Origin of the sequence: Pseudomonas migulae (genome assembly GCF_043225285.1) — a bacterium.
Lineage (GTDB): Bacteria > Pseudomonadota > Gammaproteobacteria > Pseudomonadales > Pseudomonadaceae > Aquipseudomonas > Aquipseudomonas migulae_C.
Map to the genome: position 1 here is coordinate 1,256,657 of NZ_CP171224.1, position 21,290 is coordinate 1,277,946.

General features: G+C 61.9%; 16 protein-coding genes and 2 pseudogenes. 10 read left to right on the plus strand and 8 right to left on the minus strand.

What is annotated here, in order from left to right; genetic code table 11:
* Position 1: 1 nt before the first annotated feature.
* From ACF6ZU_RS05850 to edd, 8 genes are all read right to left on the minus strand, one after another.
* Complete coding sequence (locus ACF6ZU_RS05850; protein WP_392890925.1) at positions 2-847, minus strand: carbohydrate ABC transporter permease; 846 nt, start codon at positions 845-847, stop codon at positions 2-4.
* Positions 840-1,748, minus strand: a complete 909-nt coding sequence (locus ACF6ZU_RS05855) for a carbohydrate ABC transporter permease (protein WP_090187348.1) — start codon at positions 1,746-1,748, stop codon at positions 840-842. The genes ACF6ZU_RS05850 and ACF6ZU_RS05855 overlap by 8 nt, the downstream gene beginning before the upstream one ends.
* 148 nt (positions 1,749-1,896) lie before the next feature.
* Entirely contained in the window at positions 1,897-3,198 is a 1,302-nt protein-coding gene (locus ACF6ZU_RS05860; protein ID WP_392890926.1) for an ABC transporter substrate-binding protein, read from the minus strand.
* 117 nt (positions 3,199-3,315) lie between these two features.
* Positions 3,316-4,575 carry an AGE family epimerase/isomerase gene (locus tag ACF6ZU_RS05865; protein WP_392890927.1) on the minus strand — a complete coding sequence of 420 codons (1,260 nt, stop codon included), beginning with the start codon at positions 4,573-4,575 and terminating at the stop codon, positions 3,316-3,318.
* Between the two features lie 215 nt (positions 4,576-4,790).
* Positions 4,791-6,260, minus strand: a complete 1,470-nt coding sequence (locus ACF6ZU_RS05870; protein WP_392890928.1) for an ATP-binding protein — start codon at positions 6,258-6,260, stop codon at positions 4,791-4,793.
* Entirely contained in the window at positions 6,250-6,981 is a 732-nt protein-coding gene (locus tag ACF6ZU_RS05875; protein ID WP_008031015.1) for a response regulator, read from the minus strand. The genes ACF6ZU_RS05870 and ACF6ZU_RS05875 overlap by 11 nt, the downstream gene beginning before the upstream one ends.
* Before the next feature lie 179 nt (positions 6,982-7,160).
* Entirely contained in the window at positions 7,161-8,120 is a 960-nt protein-coding gene (locus tag ACF6ZU_RS05880) for a glucokinase (protein ID WP_392890929.1), read from the minus strand.
* Entirely contained in the window at positions 8,117-9,943 is a 1,827-nt protein-coding gene (gene edd / locus ACF6ZU_RS05885; RefSeq protein ID WP_392890930.1) for a phosphogluconate dehydratase, read from the minus strand. Before edd ends, ACF6ZU_RS05880 begins: the two co-directional genes overlap by 4 nt.
* A 220-nt stretch (positions 9,944-10,163) precedes the next feature.
* Between edd and gap the strand changes: the two genes are divergently transcribed.
* From gap to ACF6ZU_RS05935, 10 genes and pseudogenes are all read left to right on the plus strand, one after another.
* A complete protein-coding gene (gene gap, locus ACF6ZU_RS05890) occupies positions 10,164-11,165 on the plus strand; it encodes a type I glyceraldehyde-3-phosphate dehydrogenase (RefSeq protein WP_059402992.1) in 1,002 nt (333 codons plus the stop codon).
* Positions 11,166-11,393: 228 nt separating this feature from the next.
* Positions 11,394-11,858: a methylglyoxal synthase gene (locus ACF6ZU_RS05895; protein ID WP_392890931.1), complete on the plus strand. Its 465-nt coding sequence runs from the start codon at positions 11,394-11,396 to the stop codon at positions 11,856-11,858.
* Between the two features lie 77 nt (positions 11,859-11,935).
* Positions 11,936-12,454 (plus strand): RNA polymerase sigma factor, encoded by a 519-nt coding sequence (locus ACF6ZU_RS05900; protein WP_392890932.1) that lies wholly within the window; start codon positions 11,936-11,938, stop codon positions 12,452-12,454.
* A gap of 82 nt (positions 12,455-12,536) precedes the next feature.
* The gene (locus ACF6ZU_RS05905; protein ID WP_392890933.1) at positions 12,537-13,502 is read left to right on the plus strand and encodes a FecR family protein; all 966 of its coding nucleotides are present in this window, start codon (positions 12,537-12,539) and stop codon (positions 13,500-13,502) included.
* Positions 13,503-13,624: 122 nt separating this feature from the next.
* Complete coding sequence (locus tag ACF6ZU_RS05910; protein WP_392890934.1) at positions 13,625-16,189, plus strand: TonB-dependent receptor; 2,565 nt, start codon at positions 13,625-13,627, stop codon at positions 16,187-16,189.
* 114 nt (positions 16,190-16,303) lie between these two features.
* A complete protein-coding gene (locus tag ACF6ZU_RS05915) occupies positions 16,304-16,912 on the plus strand; it encodes a biliverdin-producing heme oxygenase (protein ID WP_392890935.1) in 609 nt (202 codons plus the stop codon).
* Between the two features lie 109 nt (positions 16,913-17,021).
* Positions 17,022-17,414, plus strand: a complete 393-nt coding sequence (locus ACF6ZU_RS05920; protein ID WP_392890936.1) for a YbaN family protein — start codon at positions 17,022-17,024, stop codon at positions 17,412-17,414.
* A gap of 475 nt (positions 17,415-17,889) precedes the next feature.
* Positions 17,890-18,849 (plus strand): annotated as a pseudogene (locus tag ACF6ZU_RS05925) (chemotaxis protein); the annotation flags it as partial.
* Positions 18,850-19,227: 378 nt separating this feature from the next.
* Positions 19,228-19,755 (plus strand): annotated as a pseudogene (locus ACF6ZU_RS05930) (methyl-accepting chemotaxis protein); the annotation flags it as partial.
* A 142-nt stretch (positions 19,756-19,897) separates the two neighbouring features.
* Positions 19,898-21,229: a CoA transferase gene (locus ACF6ZU_RS05935; RefSeq protein ID WP_392890937.1), complete on the plus strand. Its 1,332-nt coding sequence runs from the start codon at positions 19,898-19,900 to the stop codon at positions 21,227-21,229.
* Positions 21,230-21,290 lie beyond the last annotated feature (61 nt).

The window sequence follows — 21,290 nt, forward strand, 5'->3', positions numbered from 1 at the left end:
ATTACCCCTTGACTGCGCCGGCCGTCAGCCCGCGCACGAAATACTTGCCTGCGACCACATAGACCAGCAGGGTCGGCAGCCCGGCGATCATCGCCGCCGCCATATCCACGTTGTATTCCTTGGCCCCGGTACTGGTGTTGACCAGGTTGTTCAGCGCCACGGTGATGGGTTGCGAATCGCCGCTGGAGAACACCACGCCGAACAGGAAGTCGTTCCAGATCTGGGTGAACTGCCAGATCAGGCAGACCATGATGATCGGGGTGGACATCGGCAGGATGATCAGCCGGAAGATGGTGAAGAAACCCGCGCCATCGAGCCGCGCCGCCTTCACCAGCGCATCGGGAACACTGACGTAGTAGTTGCGGAAGAACAGCGTGGTGAACGCCAGGCCGTACACCACGTGCACGAACACCAGGCCCGTGGTGGTGCTGGCCAGGCCCATTTTGCCGAGGGTGAACGAGGCCGGCAGCAGCACGGTCTGGAACGGCAGGAAGCAACCGAACAGCAGCAGACCGAAGAACAGTTGCGAGCCACGGAAGCGCCACATCGACAGCACGTAGCCGTTCAACGCACCGATGGCGGTGGAGATCAGGACCGCCGGAACGGTGATCTTGATCGAGTTCCAGAAGTACCCGTCAACCGTGCCCCAGGCCTTGATCCAGCCAATGCCGCTGACCACGGTCGGCCAGCTCAGCAGGTTGCCGGTGTTGATGTCTTCCGGCGTCTTGAAACTGGTCAGCAGCATGACCACCAGCGGGATCAGGTACAGCATGACCGCGAGGATCAGCACGCCATAGATCGCGATGCGACTCAGGCTGATGGTAGGTTTGGCGGAGAAACTAGTCATGGCGCTTGGTCCTCAGCTCGGAGTACAGGTAAGGCACGATGATCGCGAGAATCGCACCGAGCATCAGAATTGCACTGGCCGAACCCATGCCCATCTGGCCGCGACTGAAGGTGAAGGAATACATGAACATCGCAGGCAGGTCGGAGGAGTAACCCGGACCGCCGGCAGTCATTGCCGCCACCAGGTCGAAACTCTTGATCGCGATGTGCGCCAGGATCATCACCGCACTGAAGAACACCGGACGCAGGCTCGGCAACACCACTTTCAGGTAGATACGCGGCATGCTCGCGCCATCGATCTGGGCGGCACGGATGATCGATTGATCAACGCCACGCAGGCCGGCGAGGAACATCGCCATGATGAAGCCCGAGGCTTGCCATACCGCCGCGATCACCAGGCAATACACCACGCGATCGGGGTCGATCAGCCAGTCCAGGCGGAAGCCTTCCCAGCCCCAGTCACGCAACAATTTGTCCAGGCCCATGCCCGGGTTGAGCAGCCATTTCCAGGCCGTACCGGTGACGATCATCGAGAGCGCCATCGGGTACAGGTAAATGGTGCGAATGAAGCCTTCGCGACGGATGCGCTGATCGAGAAACACCGCCAGCAGCACGCCGATCACCAGGGTGATGCCGATGAACATGCCGCCGAACAGCGCCAGGTTCTTGCTCGCGACCCACCAACGGTCGTTGTCGAAAAGCCGTTGGTACTGCGCCAGGCCCGCCCACTTGTAGGTCGGCAGGAAGGTCGACGTGGTGAACGACAGGACGAACGTCCACAGGATATAGCCATAGAAGCCCACCAGAACGATGAACATGCTCGGCGCCAGCACCAGTTTTGGGAGCCAGCGTTGCAATGCATCGAACGGCGAGGCCTTGCTGAACACAGCAACAGAACTCATGGGGAAATCCAGTACGAGAGAAAAAGTTACGTTGGAAATGCGTCCCTTGTAGGAGTGAGCCTGCTTGCGATAGCTGAGTGTCAAACTCTGGATGTATCAACTGATACACCGCAATCGCGAGCAGGCTCGCTCCTACAGGGGCCAAGCATTACTTGGCAGCTTTGATCGCGGTGCCCAGCTGCTTGGCGGCAGTCGCAGGATCGGCTTTCGGGTCGTTGATGAAGTTGGTCACGACATCAAAGAACGCGCCTTGCACGGCCAGCGTGGTCGCCATGTTGTGCGCCATGCTCGGCTGCAGGCCGCCGGACTTGGCGTCCGCCAGGAAGTCCTTGGCCGCGGTCTGGGCGCACGAGTCGAACCCGTACTTGCCCATGTCGGCGAGCATGTCGTTGCGCACCGGGATCGAGCCTTTGTTGATGCTGAAGACTTTCTGGAAGTTTTCACCCAGCACGATCTTGGCAATGTCCTGCTGAGCGGCCGCGGTGCCCGCGTCTTTCTGCTTGAACACGGCCAGGGAGTCGATGTTGTAGGTGAAGGCCTTGTCGGTGCCCGGGAACGCTACGCACTCGTAGTCCTTGCCGGCGACTTTCTTGGCCGCTGTCCATTCGCTCTTGGCCCAGTCACCCATGATCTGCATGCCGGCCTTGCCGTTGATGACCTTGGCCGCTTCCAGGTTCCAGTCCTGGCCTTTGCCGTCGACGTCCATGTAGGTCGCGACTTTCTTCAGCTCGGTCAGCGCCTTGACCATCTCAGGGCCGGTCAGTGCAGCGTTGTCCAGGTCGACCAGGGCTTTCTTGTAGCCATCGACACCCATGACCGAAAGCACTACCGCTTCGAACACGGTGCTGTCCTGCCAAGGCTGGCCGCCGTGGGCCAGGGCGATGAAGCCCGCAGCCTTGAGCTTGTCACCGGCCGCGTAGAATTCCTGAAGGGTGGTCGGGGCTTTTTCGATGCCGGCTTTCTTGAAGACTTCCGGGTTGATCCACAGCCAGTTGACGCGGTGAATGTTCACCGGCACGGCCACGTAGTCACCTTCGTACTTCACGGTATCGGAGACTTTCTTGTCGAGCAGGCTGTCCCATTTCTCGGATTTGGCCGCGTCTTTCAGGACGTCGGTGTCGAGCAGACCGGTGGACGCCCATTCCTGGATGTCCGGGCCCTTGATCTGTGCAACGCCCGGTGGGTTGCCGGCGACGGCGCGGCTTTTCAGCACGGTCATGGCCGTGGCACCGCCACCGCCGGCGACTGCGCCGTCTTTCCAGGTGAAGCCGTCTTTTTCGACTTGGGCCTTGAGCACATCAACGGCCGCTTTTTCGCCACCGGACGTCCACCAGTGAACGACTTCTACCGAACCTTTGGAATCGGCGGCAAGCGCACTGACAGGGAATGCAGAGATAGGAAGCAATGAGGCAAGAGAAATGACAGTAGCGAGGCGAGAAATCGCATTCATCTAGAATTACCTTTCTTGTTGTTATGCATGCAAGTCTGGTGCTTGCGCTGCATTGGATTTTAAACAGGAGTCATCCCCTCGCAGGTAACGAAGGGACGCGTGAATGTCACCGCATGGTTACATAGAACCGCTCTGGGACACCCTCGCCAAGGCACTCGCCATGCTCGGTGCCAGCGGCAGGCGTGGAATCAGCACGGCTTGCCAGGCGTGGTAGAGATCGGGTTTTCCGCCCCAGATGTCAGCGCTCGGCCGGTTCTGCGGATCGAGTTCATGGTGCCAACTGCCGTCGCAACGATCGATGAAATGACTGTCACAAAATTCCCAGAACAGTCGGTACCAGGTTTCGTATTGCGCATCGCCGGTGCGTTTCAGCAGGGCGCTGGCGGCGGCGCTGGCTTCGCAATGGGTCCAGTGCAAACGATGGCGAACCACCGCACGATTGTCCCAATCGAGGGTGTAGACAATCCCGGGCAGCCCGTCGATATCCCAGCCGTGGCGGCAGTTGTTTTCGAAGAGTTTTTGCGCGTCGGTGACGAGCCAGCCCGGTGTCAGCATCCCAGCCTGGCACCGCGCGGCTTCGAGGTGCAGCACCAGCCGCGCCCATTCGAAACCGTGGCCCGGCGTGGTGCCGTAAGGGCGGAAACCATCGGCCGGATTGTCGTGGTTGTAATCGCGCAGCGGCTGCCAGTCGCGGTCGAAATGCTCAACCACGAGGTAGTCATTGGCGGCGGCGTGACCGTGGATGACCCGTTCGACAATGCGCTGCGCGCGGCACAACCAGCGGTTGTCTTCCGTAACATCGGCCAGCGCGAGGAAGGCTTCGGTGGCGTGCATGTTGCTGTTGGCACCGCGATAGCGCTCCTCTTCACTCCAGTCGCGGTTGAAGGATTCGCGCATCGCGCCCTCCTCTTCGCTCCAGAAATGCGTGTCGATGATGTTGATCGCGTCATCGAGCAAGGCTCGCGCGCCGGGACGTTGCGCGACCACGGCGGAACTGGCAGCCAGAGCCACGAAGGCGTGCAGGTAAGCGGCCTTGCCGGTGTTGTCATCGAGGTGATGCGCGGTGGCGAACCAGCCACCGTGTTCGGCATCACGCAACGGGCCGCTGAGGGCCTTGATGCCGTGGTCGACCAGCTCGGCGAAACCCGGCAGACCCTGGATGTGCGCCATGGCGAAGCTGTGGGTCATGCGCGCGGTGTTCATGGTTTCGGCGCGGGCGGTGGGCGGCAGGCAGCCCTTTTCATCGAGATTGCCGAAGCCGTCGGCAAGCTTTGAGGCCTTGGCGAACGCCAGCAGGCGCAGGCCTTCGGCGGCGAGCCATTGCTGGTGGGCCGGTGCATTCAGCCAACTGCTGAAGGCGGGTTGGAAGGTGTCCATGGGATGCCTTTTTTGTTGTTATGACTGCGGGCAGTCTAAACAACGGGCAGCGACGGGCTTGTAACGAAGGGGGCGAGTTATGTCACCAGCCTGTGACATTAGCCGTGAATCAGTGTTGATTGATCTGACGCCATCGCGAGCAGGCTCGCTCCCACAGGGATCGCACCGCATCTGTGGGAGCGAGCCTGCTCGCGATGAACGATAACGCGGTCTGACTAATCAACACTACGCGGCAACTGCAGCGTCACCCGCAACCCGCCTTCACGCAGGTTCTGCAGGCTGACTTCACCGCCATGGCTATGGGCAATGTTGCGCGCAATGCCCAACCCCAATCCATAGCCCTGCTGCTGCCCACTCAAACGGAAGTGCGGCTCGAACACTTGCTCCAGCCGCTGCTCCGGCACACCCGGGCCTTCGTCATCGACGTGCAGGACAAAGGCGTTCTCGTCGTCATCGATGTGCAGGTGCGCGTTCTGCCCGTACTTCAAGGCGTTGTCGATCAGGTTGCCGATGCAGCGCTTGAGCGCCAGGGGCTTGCCCGGATACGCCGCCAGCGCCCGGCCCTGTTGAGTCACGCGACCATTGCCGTTGGGCGCCAGGTACGGTTCCACCAGGCAATCGAGCACATGATTGAGGTCCACCGGTTCGATGTTTTCGTGGATGTCGGTGTCTTTCACGCACTGCAGCGCGCCTTTGACCAGCAGTTCCAGTTCATCCAGATCCCTGCCGAACTTGGTCTGCAGCTTTTCATCCTCGAGCAACTCCACCCGCAGCCGCAGCCGGGTGATGGGTGTGCGCAGGTCATGGGAAATCGCGCTGAACAACTGGCTGCGCTCCGTCAGGTAACGGCTGATTCGCTCGCGCATCGCGTTGAAGGCGCGGCCCACTTCCACCACTTCGCTGCCGCCGCCCTCCGCCACCGGTTCGACTTCCGCGCCGAGGGACATGTCCCGCGCCGCCCGCGCAAGGCGCTTGAGCGGTCGACTCTGCCAATGCACCAGAAGACCGATGAACAACAGCAAAAAGCTGCTGGTGAGGATGATAAACCAGACTTGCTGCGCCGGCAGGCCTTGCTCTTCGAGGCTGGTGTAGGGTTCAGGCAATAGCGAGGCGATGTACAGCCACTCGCCCGGCGCCATCTGGATTTGCGTGACCAGCACCGGCGGATTCACCGGTTCCAGCGTGAGCGCGTAGTGCGCCCAGGAGCGCGGCAATTCGTCAAGTTTCAGCCCGCTGTTGAAGATCCGCAGGTCTTCGGGGCTGACGAAGGTCACCGAGATATCGGTGTCGTGGCCCAGGGCATCGCGCAACACCTGGTCCACCGCCTTGAGCACCGCTTCCTTGCGCGGGGTGATCGGCAACACTTCCATGCCCAGCGGCTTGTCGTTGAGGGTCACCACGAAACGGGTGCCGCCCATGCTGCGCAGCTGGTCGAGTACCAGCGGCCGGAACGCCACCGGCAACGAGCGAAAATAACTGACGCTGGCGGTCATCGAATGCGCAAGGCTGCGGGCGCTGGTAACCAGGCCTTCAAGCTGGGTGGCGCGCAGTTGCGAGACCCAGATCACGCTCGACAACGCCTGGGCGAACAGCACCGCCAGCAACGTCAGCAACAACATCCGCCCGAGCAGCGAACGCGGGACCGGCACCTTCGCGCCGAGCTTGCGGAAAAACTCAGTGACCATTGCTGGCAACCACATTGGCTGCCAACTGGTAACCGCTGCCACGCACGGTGCGAATCAGCCGCGGCGGCTTTTCGGTGTCACGCAGGCGCTGGCGCAAACGGCTGACGGCCATGTCGACGATCCGGTCCAGCGGCATCAGGTCACGGCCACGGGTGGCGTTGCCGATGGTGTCGCGGTCGAGAATTTCCTGAGGGTGATCGAGGAACAATTTCAGCAGGGCGAAATCGGCGCCGGAGAGAATCACTTCCTCGCCGTCGATGTGAAACAGCCGGTGACTGACCATGTCCAGGCGCCAGTCATCGAAGGCCAGCACTTCACTGCCGGAGCGCTCCTGACCGAACTGCGCGCGACGCAACAAGGCCTTGATGCGCGCCTGCAATTCACGGGGGCTGAAGGGTTTGCCAAGGTAATCGTCGGCGCCCAACTCCAGGCCGATGACCCGGTCGGCCTCGTCGGAACTGGCGGTAAGCATGATGATCGGCACCTGGGCCTGACGCGGGTGCTGGCGAATCCAGCGGCAGAGGCTGAAGCCGTCCTCGTCGGGCAGCATCACGTCGAGGATCACCAGATCGCTCGGCGCGTCGTTCAGGGCCTGGCGGAAACCGGCACCGTCGGGCGTGGTACGTACCTGGAAACCCGCGCGGGTCAGGTAGGTGTCCAGCAACTCGCGTATCTCTTGATCGTCATCGACCAACAAAATCGACTTGTTGACTGAGCTCACGGGGCGGCGTCCTTGTTGTTTGAATTGGGGCGGATTATGCCTGATGCACCATTTTTACAAACACCACAAAAACCACTGTAGGAGTGAGCCTGCTCGCGATTGCGGTTTCACATTCAACAGTTCTGTTGATTGACACACCGTCATCGCGAGCAGGCTCACTCCTACATTTTGATCGCATTTCAAGCAGGGATTGATTGATCCAGAGCCACACCCGCGCCCACCAGCCCGGAATACGGCGCCGTCACCAGCCACACCGGAATGCCCTTGAAGTAATCACTCATGCACCCCTTGTCGGCGAAGCACCGCGCAAACCCGCTTTCGAGGAAGAAATCGGCAAACCTTGGAATCACCCCGCCGACGATGAACACGCCACCGCGCCCACCGGTGGTCAGCACGTTGTTGCCCGCCACCCGACCGAGCCAGCAGCAGAACTGCTCCAGCACTTCCAGAGCGATCGGATCACCCGCCAGGCCGGCCGCGGTTATCGCTTCCGGGGTGTCCAGCACCGGCTCATGCCCATCCACCGCGCAGATCGCCCGGTAAACCCTGGGCAATCCGCCGCCGCTCAACGCAGTCTCGGCGCTGACATGGCCGATCTCGTTGAAGATGTGCTGCCACAGTTGGGTTTCGCGCGGGCTGCTCAACGGCAAATCGACGTGACCGCCCTCGCCCGGCAATGCAGCAAAACGGCCTTCGCCGAGATCGAGCAACGTACCGACGCCCAATCCCGTGCCCGGACCGATCACCACCGCCGGCCGCAACGGCTCCGGCGTGCCTTCGCAGACCACACGGAATTCGCCGGGCTGCAAACGGGTCATGCCCAGCGCCATCGCCGAGAAGTCGTTGACCAGCAGCAGTTGTTCCACTTGCAGGGTTTGGCAGAAGGCCTTGCGGCTAAGGCGCCAGTGATTGTTGGTGAACTTGAATTCATCACCGCTCACCGGGCCGGCCACCGACAGGCACACCGAACCGATCGAACCCAACGCCAGACCGAGCCCGCTCAGGTAGAGCGCAATCGCCTCTTCCGGGCTGGCGTGGTCGGCCGTCGCCAGCACCTGGACCGATTCCAGCTGCTGGTTTTTCCACAACGCGAAACGTGCGTTGGTCCCACCGATGTCACCGACCAAAGCCAGTTTCAATTAAGCGTCTCCAGGGCAGAAGTAAAGGCGCTGGCGCCCTGCTCTGCGGAGCTGAAGGCCATGCGCATGAAACCGAACAGCTCGCGACCGGTGCCAATGTTATTGCCCAGGAGGCCCTTGGCCGGTGTGCGCGCTGCGAATTCTTCGGCGTCCACCTTAAGCTCCAGGGTGCCTTTGACGCCATCGACGCGGATGATATCGCCCTCTTGCACCCGCGCCAAAGCGCCGCCCACAAAAGCTTCGGGACTGACGTGAATCGCCGCCGGGATTTTCCCCGAGGCGCCGGACATGCGTCCGTCGGTGACCAGCGCGACCTTGAAGCCGCGATCCTGCAGCACGCCGAGGAACGGCGTCATCTTGTGCAGTTCCGGCATGCCGTTGGAGCGCGGGCCCTGGAAGCGCATGACCGCGACGAAATCCTTCTCCAGCAAACCGGCCTTGAACGCGTCGGCCAGATCCTGCTGATCCTGGAACACCATGGCCGGTGCTTCGACGATCTGGTTTTCCAGCGCGACCGCCGAGACTTTCATCACGCCGCGACCGAGGTTGCCTTCCATCACGCGCAGGCCGCCTTCGGGCGAGAACGCACGGGCGACCGGGCGCAGGATGGTTTCATCGAGGCTGTCGGTGACGCCTTCGCGCCAAACCAGTTCGCCGTTATCGAGAAACGGTTCCTGGGTGTAGCGGCTCAGGCCGTGACCCAAAACCGTGTTGACGTTTTCGTGCAGCAAGCCGGCTTCCAGCAGTTCGCGGATCAGGAACGACATGCCGCCCGCCGCCTGGAAGTGGTTGATGTCGGCCTTGCCGTTCGGGTAGACGTGGCTCAGGGTCGGCACGACTTCGGAGAGGTCGGCCATGTCCTGCCAGGTCAGTTGAATGCCCGCCGCCATGGCGATCGCTGGCATGTGCAGGGTGTGGTTGGTCGAGCCACCGGTGGCGTTGAGCGCGACGATGGAATTGACGATCGAACGCTCGTCGACGATTTCGCCGATCGGCATGAAGTGGCCGTTCTGCTTGGTCAGGCGTGTGACCTGATGCGCCGCTTCACGGGTCAGGGCTTCGCGCAACGGGGTGTTCGGGTTGACGAAAGAGGCGCCCGGCAAGTGCAGGCCCATGACTTCCATCAGCAGCTGGTTGGTGTTGGCGGTGCCGTAGAAAGTGCAGGTGCCGGGGCTGTGGTAGGAATTCATTTCCGATTCCAGCAGCTCTTCGCGGGTGGCCTTGCCTTCGGCATAACGCTGGCGCACGTCGGCTTTCTGCTTGTTGGAAATACCCGAAACCATCGGGCCGCCCGGTACGAAGATCATCGGCAGGTGACCGAAGCGCAACGCACCCATCATCAGGCCCGGCACGATCTTGTCGCAGATGCCGAGCATCAGCGCGCCATCGAACATGTTGTGGGACAGGGCCACCGCCGTGGACAGCGCAATCACCTCGCGGCTCGGCAGGCTCAATTCCATGCCCGGCTCGCCCTGGGTCACGCCATCGCACATCGCCGGAGTGCCGCCGGCGAACTGGCCGACCGAACCGATTTCGCGCAGGGCTTTCTTGATCTGTTCAGGGAAGACTTCGTACGGCTGATGCGCCGAGAGCATGTCGTTATATGACGAAACAATCGCGATGTTCGCGGAGTTCATCATCCGCAGGCTCTGCTTGTCCTCGGTGCCGCAACCGGCCACGCCGTGGGCGAAGTTGGCGCATTGCAGCTTGCCGCGCATCGGACCGTCGCTGGCGGCACCGCGAATGAGCGCAAGGTAAGCCTCGCGGGTTGCGCGGCTGCGGGCGATAAGCCGTTCGGTGACCTCAAGGACGCGGGGATGCATGTGTAGAACTCCAGGCTAACGGATGTGGCGACCTGATTGTCTATGCTGAACAAGTACCGTTGTGACTGGGATGACAGACGGTTTTCTTGATCATTCGGACCAGTTGATTCAGGTCACTCGTTGTAGATTGAACAAAATATTGCCATTAAAAAGGCTTGTTTTCTATTTTTATGCGAATAATCTTGTAATTCCAACAACAAAACGACGGCGGCCCTGTTAAATGACTCTTCGAATCGCAATCAATGGTTTTGGCCGCATCGGCCGTAATGTCCTCCGCGCACTGTATACCCAGGGCTACCGTCAGGATCTGCAGATCGTCGCCATCAATGACCTCGGCGACAGCTCGATCAACGCTCATCTCCTCAAGTACGACACCGTTCACGGCACGTTCGACGCCGATGTCCAGCACGATCAGGAAAGCCTGACCGTCAACGGCGACCGGATTTCGGTGAGCGCCATTCGTAACCCGGCCGACCTGCCATGGGCTGCAGAAAAGATTGATGTGGTGTTCGAATGCACCGGTCTGTTCACCGACCGGGCCAAAGCCGCCGCGCATATTACGGCCGGCGCGCGCAAAGTGATCATCTCGGCCCCGGCCAAAGGCGCCGACGCCACCGTGGTTTATGGGGTCAACCACGACATTCTGCGCCAATCGCACCAGATTATTTCCAACGCCTCGTGCACCACCAACTGCCTGGCCCCGGTGGCGCAGGTGCTGCACCGTGAATTGGGCATCGAAAGCGGTTTGATGACCACCATCCACGCCTACACCAACGACCAGAACCTGACCGACGTTTACCACACCGATCCGTACCGCGCGCGCTCGGCCACGCAGAACATGATCCCGAGCAAGACCGGCGCCGCTGAAGCGGTGGGCCTGGTGCTGCCGGAGCTGGCAGGCAAGCTGACCGGCATGGCGGTGCGTGTTCCGGTGATCAATGTGTCGCTGGTTGACCTGACCGTGCAGTTGAAGCGCGAAGCGTCGGCCGATGAAGTGAATGCGCTGCTCAAGGAAGCCAGCCAGCATTCGAAGATTCTCGGTTACAACACGCTGCCGCTGGTTTCCAGTGACTTCAATCACAACCCGCTGTCGTCGATCTTCGACGCCAACCACACCAAGTCCAGCGGCAAGTTGCTCAAGGTGCTGGCCTGGTACGACAACGAATGGGGGTTCTCCAACCGCATGCTCGATAACTGCCTGGCGCTGTGCAACGCCGAGTAGGTCTGTGTCTGTGAGGCCGCTATCGCCGGCAAGCCGGCTCCTACAAGGGTTGCGTCGTACCCGATTCTGTAGGAGCCAGCTTGCTGGCGATGGCGGCCTCGAGATCGCCATCGCCGGCAAGCCGGCTCCTACCAGGTTGCGGTGTACCCGATCCCCTGTAGGAGCCGGCTTGCTGGCGATGGCGGCCTGAAGAACACCATCACCGGTAACCTGCTTACGGAACGCCCCATGATCGGTATCACCTTCACGCAAAAAACCGTCGCCGCGCGCAAGCGCATTGCCCTCGTCGCCCACGACCACTGCAAAGTGTTCCTGCTCGATTGGGCCGAACGCCATAAAGACAAACTCGCGCATCACGAACTGGTCGCCACCGGCACCACCGGTTTGTTATTGCAACAACGCCTCGACCTGCCCGTGGAAAGCATGATCAGCGGCCCCTTGGGCGGCGACCAGCAGCTTGGAGCACGCATCGCCGAGCAGCGCGTCGACATGCTGGTGTTTTTCTGGGACCCGTTCGAACCGCAACCCCATGACCCGGACATCAAGGCATTACTACGTGTCGCAGCGGTCTGGAACATTCCCGTCGCCTGTAACGAATGCAGCGCCGACTACCTGCTCAGCAGCCCGCTGATGGATCAGGCGCATTCCCAGCGCATCCCCGATTACGCGACTTATCTGCAAGGTCGTGCGTAAACCTTCACAAATCAGTGCTTGACCATTGCAGCGGATGATAAGCATTATCATTCGCTCGAAATGGATCAGGTCCTCCCGTGAGTCAATCCCGCTTCAACCACGTCTTCATCGCCCAGCGGGTTTCATTGCTGCGCACGTTGGAGCGGATGGTCAACAATCACAGCACAGCCGAAGACCTCCTGCAGGAAACCTACCTGCGCGTGACCCGTGCGCTCAGCGAGCGGGCCATTGATCACCTCGAGCCCTTCGTGTTCCAGACCGCCCGCAACCTGGCGCTGGACCATTTGCGCGCGCGGCGCATCCAGTCCCGCACGATGGTCGACGACGTACCGCCGGAGGTGGTGGAAAGCATCGCCGCGCCGGCCAGCAGTGCCGAAGACGCCGCCCATGCCGAACAATTGCTGGAGCGTTTGAACGTGAGCCTCAGTGAACTCAGTGCCCGCCAGCAACAGATCTTCATCCTCAGTCGCCTGCACGGGCACAGTTACCTGGAGATTTCCGAACAGCTCGGCGTGTCCTTGAGCACCGTGCAAAAGGAGCTGAAGCTGATCATGGCCATCTGCATCGGCGTCGCCGAGCGGTTAAACGGCGACTGAGCGCGCAAGGCTTTGCTACCCTTGCCCACTTTCAAGCACCACTAAAAAAACAGCCGTGCACAGACACTGCCGAGGAAACACCGTGACGGACACCCACCGCTCCCCTCCGCCCTCCCCGGCGCAGGACGCCGCAAGCGCAATGGACCAGGCCCTGGACTGGTTGATTGTCATGGGCAGTCCGAGCGAGGAACAGACTCGACAGTTCCACCAATGGCTGGACGCCGCGCCCTCGCACGCCGAGGCCTTTGCCAAGGCTCAGGCGATCTGGGACGGCCCGCAGGTGGTGCAATGCGCGCAAAATCTGGCCGCCCTGCCGCCCAAAGTGACCGTGCTGTCGCGCCTGCGCCCGCACTGGAAACCGCTGGCCACAGCGGCTGTGCTGATCCTCGGTCTGTTCAGCTTCAGCAATTTGCCGATGCGCCTCCAGGCCGATCATCTGACGGTGGTCGGCGAGCGCCAGCGCCTGCAACTGGAGGACGGCTCGAAAGTCCTGCTCAACACCAATTCGGCGTTTTCCAGCACCATCAACGACCAAAAACGGGTCGCCCGCCTGTATCAGGGCGAGGCGTTTTTCGAAGTGCCGGCCCATCGCGGCCAGCCGCTGGAAATCGACGCCGGCCCGGTCAAGGCCAGCGTGCACGACACCGCATTCGCCGTGCGTTACCTCGATGGCGTGGCGCAGGTTCGGGTGCAGCGCGGCGATGTCGATTTGCGCGCCACCCGCGACGACGCACGGATTCGCTTGTCCGCCGGTGAGAGCATCCGCATCGGCCCCAACGGTTTCGACCGCCCGGCCAAGCTCGATGCCGCCACCGACCTGGCCTGGGTCCAGGGCCGGCTGGTGTTCGAGAATTGCCCGATGAGCCAGGTGCTGGCGGAGCTGCGTCGCTACTACCCCGGCTGGATCATCAACACCAACGAGCAGTTGGCCGATGTCGCCGTGACCGGTAATTACCGCCTCGACCAGCCGCTGGACGTGGTCCGTTCGCTGGCGCACATCACCTCGGCGCGGCTCCAGGAATACCCCGCGCTGGTCATCCTGAACTAAATGAGAATTATTTTTACTCGATAGCCGAAGCTCGTACGTCTCGTTATAGCCAATGCAATTGATTCGCATCCACAGATGCCGATCAGCACCTATAAAGATTCGTGCGACACGGAGCGCTATCGATGTCCTCTCGCCTTACCCGCCACTCTTCTTCACCGTCCCGCGTGCTCTCGCTGCTGACCGCCGCCATCCTGATGGCCGGCAGCGCATCGCTGATGGCCGCCACTGCCGCCGAGCAGCCAGCGCGCAGCATGGGCGATTACGCGTTCGCCATCCCGCAGCAGTCGCTGGTCTCGGCGCTCAATGCCTTTACCGCCGTCACGGGCTGGCAGGTCGGTTTGCCGGCCGAACTGGGACAAAACGTTGCCTCGCCGGGCGTACGCGGGTCCCTGTCGCCAGAGAAAGCCCTGGATCGCCTGTTGGTGGGGACCAACCTGAGCTATCGCAAACTGGGCAACAACAACATCGTGCTGGAGAAGCGCCAGACCGGGGGTGCCCTCAACCTGGACCAGGTGACCATCAGCGCCACCCGACAGGAACAAAGCATCGAGAGCGTGCCGGGCACCGTGACCGTCCACACCCGCGAAGAGCTGGACCGCAACAACGTCAACACCATCAAGGACCTGGTGCGTTATGAACCGGGAGTTTCGGTGGGCGGTGCCGGTCAGCGGGCCGGGATCACCGGTTACAACATTCGCGGCATCGACGGCAACCGTGTCCTGACCCAGGTGGACGGTGTGCAAATCCCGGACAGCTTCTTCAACGGCCCTTACGCCCAGACCAACCGCAACTACGTCGATCCGGAAATCGTCAAACGCGTCGAAATCCTGCGCGGGCCGGCTTCCGTGCTTTACGGCAGCAACGCCATCGGCGGCGCGGTCAGCTACTACACGCTGGACCCGGACGACATCATCAAACCGGGCAAGGACGTCGGCGCACGCCTGAAGACCGGCTACAGCTCGGCGGATGACAGTTGGCTGACGTCGGGCACCGTCGCCGGGCGCACCGGTGATTTCGACGGCTTGCTGCACCTGAGCCAACGCAACGGCCATGAAACCGAATCCTATGGTGAAACCGGCGGCACCGGTTTGAACCGCACCGAAGCCAACCCGGAAGACGTGCGCACTACCAACGTGCTGGCCAAACTGGGCTGGAACTATGCCGACGACGCGCGCTTCGGTCTGACCTACGAGCACTACAAGGATGATCGAGACACTAATCAGTTGAGCGCTGTGGGCGGACCGTTCAACGCAGGACGCGGTTTCAATTTCTATAAATCCCGTACTGGCAATGACACCGTTTCCCGCGAGCGTTTCGGCCTGGAGCACCGCTTTGGCCTGGACAGCGTTCTGGCCGACAACATCAAGTGGTCGCTGAATTATCAGATCGCCAAGACCGACCAGAGCACCGAGGAAATCTACGCACCGTCGCGCACCGTGTTGCGCGAGCGCGATACCACGTACAAGGATCGCCAATGGGTGTTCGACGCCCAGGCTGACAAGGCCTTCGCCATCGCCGATACCGACCACGTCGTCACCTATGGCACCACCATCAAACAGGACAAAGTCACCGGGCTGCGCACCGGCAGCGGCACCTGTCTGACCGTGTTCGGCGCCTGCCGGGTAATCGGCGCCCCTAGCGCGACCGACACGCTGAAACCCGCCAGTGACTTCCCCGACCCGACCGTCAACAGCTACAGCCTGTTTGCCCAGGATCAGATCAGCTGGGGCAACTGGACGTTCCTGCCCGGTGCTCGCTACGACTACACCGAGCTCAAGCCACACATCACCGACGAGTTCCTGGCCACTGCCGACCAGAGCGGCAACGGCGCCGTGAGCGACGAGACCAAGACCTGGCATCGTCTCTCACCGAAGTTCGGAACCACTTACCGTTTCAATGACAACTACACCTGGTACGGTCAGTACGCCGAAGGCTTCCGCACACCCACCGCCAAGGCTTTGTATGGTCGCTTCGAAAACACCGCAGGCGGGTACCGTGTCGAGCCGAATCCGGACCTGGAACCGGAGAAAAGCAAGAGCTACGAAACCGGTCTGCGCGGTCAGTTCGAGGCGGGCACGTTCGACGTGGCGGTGTTCTACAACAAGTACCGCGACTTCATCGACGAGAACGCCATCACGCCCGGTTACACCGAGACCACGTTCCAGAGCAATAACATCGCGCACGCCACCATCAAGGGTCTGGAGCTCAAGGGCCGCTTGAACCTCGACACCTTCGGCGCTCCGAATGGCCTCTACACCCAGGGCTCGGTGGCCTACCTGTATGGCCGCAACGATGACAACGGCCAGCCGTTGAACAGTGTCAACCCGCTGACCGGCGTGTTTGGCCTGGGTTACGACCAGGACGACTACGGTGCGCTGCTGAGCTGGACGCTGGTCAAACGCAAGACTCGCGTCGACAGCAGCGCCTTCAAGACCCCGGACGGCACCAGCACCCAATTCAAGACACCGGGTTATGGCGTGCTCGACCTGGCCGGTTTCTACAAGGTCACCGACGACGTCACGATCAATGCCGGCCTGTACAACCTGACGGACAAGAAATACTGGCAGTGGGATGACGTCCGCGGCTACGACAGCGTCGGCGAAGCCTCGGTGACGCAACCGGCCAACCTCGATCGCCTGACCCAGCCGGGTCGCAACTTCGCGGTCAACCTGGTCTGGGACATCTGATCCCCTGCGCCTCGCTACGCACTTTTTATCGAAGCGCGTAGTGAGGTTTTTTTACGGTCAGGCGCCTGCTTGTTCGTCTCGTTACCAAGTGCTTCCATTTCTCCAGGATTTCTCATGACTACTCAGGACACGACTCAACGCCCCGCTTTGCGTTCGCAACGCTTGAATCAGGTCACCAACGAGCCTCATACCAAACTCGATGCACTGGTCAAAGCCCACGCCCCGTTCGAAACCCAGGCCAACTTCGCCCGTTTCGTGGTGGCGCAGTACCTGTTCCAGTCGGAACTGGTGGCGCTCTACAACGATGCCGAACTGATCGCCATCGTTCCCGACCTGCCGGCGCGCTGCCGGGCCGAAGCGGCCAAGGCTGACCTGGCCGATCTGGACACCGAAGTGCCGACACCTGTTGCCGGGGGAGTGAGCAACCCGAGCAAAGCCGCAGCGCTGGGCTGGCTGTTTGTGTCCGAAGGTTCGAAGCTTGGCGCGGCTTTCCTGATCAAGCGGGCTGTCGGTCTGGGCTTGAGCGAAACCTTCGGCGCCCGTCACCTCGGTGAGCCGGCCAGTGGCCGCGCTGAAGGCTGGAAACGCTTCGTCAAAACCCTGGATGGCTTGCAGTTCACCGAGCAGGAAGAAGCGGAGCTGGATCAAGGCGCCATCGCCGCGTTCAACCGCTTCACCGTTCTGCTGGAACAGGCCTACGCCACCACCACCGAAATCGCCTGACAACACCGTCCTTGTAGGAGCCGGCTTGCTGCGGGCGGCGCTCCGACGATGGCGATTTCAAAAACGCCATCGCCGGCAAGCCGGCTCCTACAGGGTAAGCGTCTACTTTATGACTCGCTCCTCCTCAAAACTCGCCCGCATCCTGTTCGGCCTCCTGGCCTATATCAGCCTCGCCATCGGCCTGATCGCCATCGTCGTGCCCGGCCTGCCGACCACCGAGTTCATCCTGCTGGCCGCCTGGGCGGCGACCAGGAGTTCGCCGCGCCTGAGTGCCTGGCTGGAAAACCATCGCCTGTTCGGGCCGATCCTCCATAACTGGAGCAACGGCAAGATCGTCGCGCGGCGGGCCAAGGTCAGCGCCACCGTCAGCATGGTGCTGTGCGCGGGGTTGATGCTGGTCATGCTCGATCATGGCTGGGCGGTCTACCTGGCCATCGCCGGCATGAGCCTGGGCAATCTGTGGATCTGGTCGCGACCGGAATCACTGCCGCAAACCACCTGACACACTCCGCGACTTATCCCCGTTTTAAAGCGCTTTTCGGCACTTTTTCCCGCGCAAACGTTCAACCATGACCGTTCGTCGGGGCCACCATCATGCATCCTCGACCCTCGCCGATGTGCAATTAATGGCGCTGAATGGATTTGGCGAACCGCGGTCGGCGTCGACCCACAGCCAACACATCATCCCTTCGCGAGCTCGTCCTATGTTCGACTCTCTGTCCATCCGCCTGAAAATCGTTCTGCTCTCCGGCCTCTGCCTGCTGGGCGTGGTCGTCCTGATCGTCAGCATGAACTTCTACCAGACCAACCAGAACGACGAACTGGTCAGTGCCTCCAGCAGCAAGATGCTCACCGCCAGCGTGCAGAACCTGCTGCAAGCCAAGGCCGCCGAGCAAGCTGTGCGGGTACAGAAGACGTTCGGCGAAAGCCTGCTGGTGGTGACCGCCCTGGCGGACCAGATCAAGGACATGCGCACCATGGCCGCCAAGCGCTCCCTCGAGGCCGGCGCCGTGCGCGAAGAGTTGAACCAGAGCCTGAAAACCGCGTTCGAGCGCAACAGCAAGGTGCTCGGCATCTGGCTGGCGTTCGAGCCCAACGGCCTCGACGGCAAGGACAGCGAGTTCGCCAATGATGCCGCTCGCCAGTCCAACGAAGCCGGGCGTTTCGCCAGTTACTGGAGCCGTGCCGGCGGTACCGGGCTCAACACGATCATGGTCGAAGACGACATGACCAAAACCACCCAGAGCATCAACGGAACCCCGTACAACAGCTGGTACACCTGCCCTCGCGACAACAAGCGCACCTGCCTGCTGGACCCGTACGCCGACACCGTCGCCGGCAAGGAAATGCTGATGACCACCATTTCCGTACCGCTGCTGGTGGACGGCAAAGCCATCGGCGTAGTCGGCGTGGACATCGCCCTCGATGCGCTGCAAGCGGCGTCTGTCGACTCGCAACGTGATCTGTTCAACAGCGCCGGGCACATGCTGATCGTCTCCGGCAGCGGCGTGCTTGCCGCCTACAGCATCGACGCGAGCAAGGTCGGCAAAAGCATCAGCGAAACCCTGGGCGCGGAAGGCAAGGACGTTCTGCAATTACTCAGCGGTGGCACACCGAAGATCCTCGAACAAGGCGACCTGATCCGTGCGGTGTACCCGGTCAGCCCGATCAGCGATTCCAAAGCCTGGGGTGTGGTGATCGACCTGCCCAAGCAGGTGCTGCTGGCCGATTCGGTGAAGCTGCAAGCGGTGCTCGATGATGCCCAGCAAAGCGGCACGATCCAGGCGGTGCTGGTGGCGGTCGCTGCCGGTCTCGTTGGCCTGTTGCTGATCTGGCTTACTGCTTCTGGCGTGACCCGGCCGATCAACAGCGTTGCCGAGATGCTCAAGGCGATTGCCAGCGGCGACGGCGACCTGACCCAACGCCTGCACTACAGCAAGAAAGATGAACTGGGCGAACTGGTGAGCTGGTTCAACCGCTTCCTCGACAAGCTGCAACCGACCGTCGCCCAGATCAAGCAGAGCATCACCGATGCCCGTGGCACCGCCGACCAGTCTTCGGAAATCGCCCGCCAGACCAGCGAAGGCATGCAGGTGCAGTTCCGCGAAATCGACCAGGTTGCCACCGCCTCCAACGAAATGAGCGCCACCGCCCACGACGTCGCCAACAGCGCTTCCAACGCCGCCAATGCAGCCAAAGGTGCGGATCAATCGGCCCGCGATGGCATGTCGATCATCGAGCGCAGTACTCGCGACATCAATCAACTGGCCGACGAAGTCAGCAAAGCGGTGACCGAAGTCGAAGCGCTGGCGGTCAACAGCGAGCAGATCGGTTCGGTGCTGGAAGTGATCCGCAGCATCGCCGAGCAGACCAACCTGCTGGCGCTCAACGCCGCGATCGAAGCCGCCCGCGCCGGCGAAAGCGGTCGCGGCTTTGCGGTGGTGGCCGACGAGGTGCGAAACCTGGCCAAACGCACGCAGGATTCGGTGGAAGAAATTCGCGTGGTCATCGAACGCATCCAGACCGGCACCCGTGGCGTGGTCGCCACCATGCATTCGAGTCAGACCCAGGCCCACAGCAACGCCGGGCAGATCCAGCAAGCGGTGCAGGCCCTGAGCAAAATCAGCGATGCGGTCACGGTAATCAGCGACATGAACCTGCAGATCGCCAGCGCCGCCGAGCAGCAAAGCGCCGTGGCCGAAGAGGTCAACCGCAACGTCTCGGCAATCCGCACCGTGACCGAAACCCTGACCGGCCAGGCCACCGAATCGGCGCAGATCAGCAGCCAGCTCAACTCGCTGACCACCCACCAGATGAAATTGATGGATCAGTTCCGCGTATAAAGCCACACCGCAAATCCCCTGTAGGAGCGAGCTTGCTCGCGATGGACGACAACGATAACGTGGGTCGCCTGAAGAAACGCGTTGTCCAAACGTTTTTCGCGAGCAAGCTCGCTCCTACAGGGGAATATCCGGAGGGCCTTCGATGACTGGTTTACTCACGTCCATTCAAGCCGCACTCGGCTTGCCCCACACCCCGATCGCATTCACTTCGAACGGCGCCCTGCCCTCGGCGTTCGCCGTCACCGACCTGGCCTGCGCCAGCATTGCCGCCGCCGGCCAGGCCGTCAGCGAGCTGCTGCATCGGCAGACCGGGCGCTTGCCCAACCTTGAAGTCGACCGGCGCCTCGCCTCGTTCTGGTTCGCCACGTCGATCCGCCCACAGGGCTGGAGCGTTCCGCCGCTGTGGGACCCGGTCGCCGGTGACTACGCGACCCGGGACGGCTGGATTCGCCTGCACACCAACGCCCCTCATCACCGCGCCGCCGCCGAGAAAGTGCTCGGTGCCTGCGCCGATCGTGCCGCTGTGGCAGCCAGGGTTGCGCAATGGGCGACAACCGATCTGGAAACCGCCGTGGTCGAAGCCGGTGGCTGTGCCGCCGAAATGCGCAGCTGGACGCAATGGCAGGCGCACCCCCAAGGCCAAGCCGTCAACGCCGAGCCGCTGATTCAGTTCAGCGCCGGCCCCCCTGAATCGCCGTCATCGTGGCAAGGATCCGTGGCGCGGCCGTTGGCCGGAATCAAGGTGCTTGACCTGACTCGCGTGCTTGCCGGCCCGGTCGCCAGTCGCTTTCTCGCCGGCCTCGGCGCAGACGTTTTGCGCATCGACCCACCGACCTGGAACGAGCCCGGCGTGGTGCCGGAAGTCACGCTGGGCAAACGCTGCGCACGCCTGGACCTGCACGATCAGACCGATCGCGCCGTCTTTGAAAACCTGCTCAAGGACGCCGACATTCTGCTCCACGGTTACCGCGCCGATGCGCTGGAACACCTGGGTTACGGGGTCGCTGAAAGAGAGGCGCTCGCGCCCGGCCTGATCGATGTCTGCCTGAACGCCTACGGCTGGAGCGGGCCCTGGCAGAACCGTCGCGGCTTCGACAGCCTGGTGCAGATGAGCAGCGGGATTGCCGAGGCCGGCAGACAGTGGAAGAAAGCGGACAAACCGACGCCGTTGCCGGTGCAGGCGCTGGATCATGCGACGGGGTATTTGATGGCGGCTGCGGCGATCATGTTGCTGGGACGGGGTGGATCGGCGCGGCTGTCCCTGGCGCGCACGGCGAAGCTGCTGATTGAACAGGGTCCGGGGACGGATGAGCTGTTGCGGGCGGAGGATAAAAACGATCAGGGCCTGTTGGTGGAGCAGACGCCCTGGGGGCCGGCGCATCGGCTGCATGTGCCGCTGAAAATCACCGGGACGCCGTTGCAGTGGGCGCTTCCGGCCTCCGAATTGGGTTCCCACCGCGCGCAGTGGTGGTGACCCTATCGCGAGCAGGCTCGCTCCCACAGGTTTTGTGATCGACACAGGTCCAATGTGGGAG

What these genes read in the sequence shown, in the direction of transcription:
- ACF6ZU_RS05915 (WP_392890935.1), top strand. Translation starts at nt 16,304, where the DNA reads ATGACTACTCAGGACACGACTCAACGCCCCGCTTTGCGTTCGCAACGC.
- ACF6ZU_RS05855 (WP_090187348.1), bottom strand. Translation starts at nt 1,748, where the DNA reads ATGAGTTCTGTTGCTGTGTTCAGCAAGGCCTCGCCGTTCGATGCATTG.
- ACF6ZU_RS05895 (WP_392890931.1), top strand. Translation starts at nt 11,394, where the DNA reads ATGATCGGTATCACCTTCACGCAAAAAACCGTCGCCGCGCGCAAGCGC.
- ACF6ZU_RS05910 (WP_392890934.1), top strand. Translation starts at nt 13,625, where the DNA reads ATGTCCTCTCGCCTTACCCGCCACTCTTCTTCACCGTCCCGCGTGCTC.
- ACF6ZU_RS05870 (WP_392890928.1), bottom strand. Translation starts at nt 6,260, where the DNA reads ATGGTCACTGAGTTTTTCCGCAAGCTCGGCGCGAAGGTGCCGGTCCCG.
- ACF6ZU_RS05935 (WP_392890937.1), top strand. Translation starts at nt 19,898, where the DNA reads ATGACTGGTTTACTCACGTCCATTCAAGCCGCACTCGGCTTGCCCCAC.
- ACF6ZU_RS05860 (WP_392890926.1), bottom strand. Translation starts at nt 3,198, where the DNA reads ATGAATGCGATTTCTCGCCTCGCTACTGTCATTTCTCTTGCCTCATTG.
- ACF6ZU_RS05865 (WP_392890927.1), bottom strand. Translation starts at nt 4,575, where the DNA reads ATGGACACCTTCCAACCCGCCTTCAGCAGTTGGCTGAATGCACCGGCC.
- edd (WP_392890930.1), bottom strand. Translation starts at nt 9,943, where the DNA reads ATGCATCCCCGCGTCCTTGAGGTCACCGAACGGCTTATCGCCCGCAGC.
- ACF6ZU_RS05850 (WP_392890925.1), bottom strand. Translation starts at nt 847, where the DNA reads ATGACTAGTTTCTCCGCCAAACCTACCATCAGCCTGAGTCGCATCGCG.
- ACF6ZU_RS05920 (WP_392890936.1), top strand. Translation starts at nt 17,022, where the DNA reads ATGACTCGCTCCTCCTCAAAACTCGCCCGCATCCTGTTCGGCCTCCTG.
- gap (WP_059402992.1), top strand. Translation starts at nt 10,164, where the DNA reads ATGACTCTTCGAATCGCAATCAATGGTTTTGGCCGCATCGGCCGTAAT.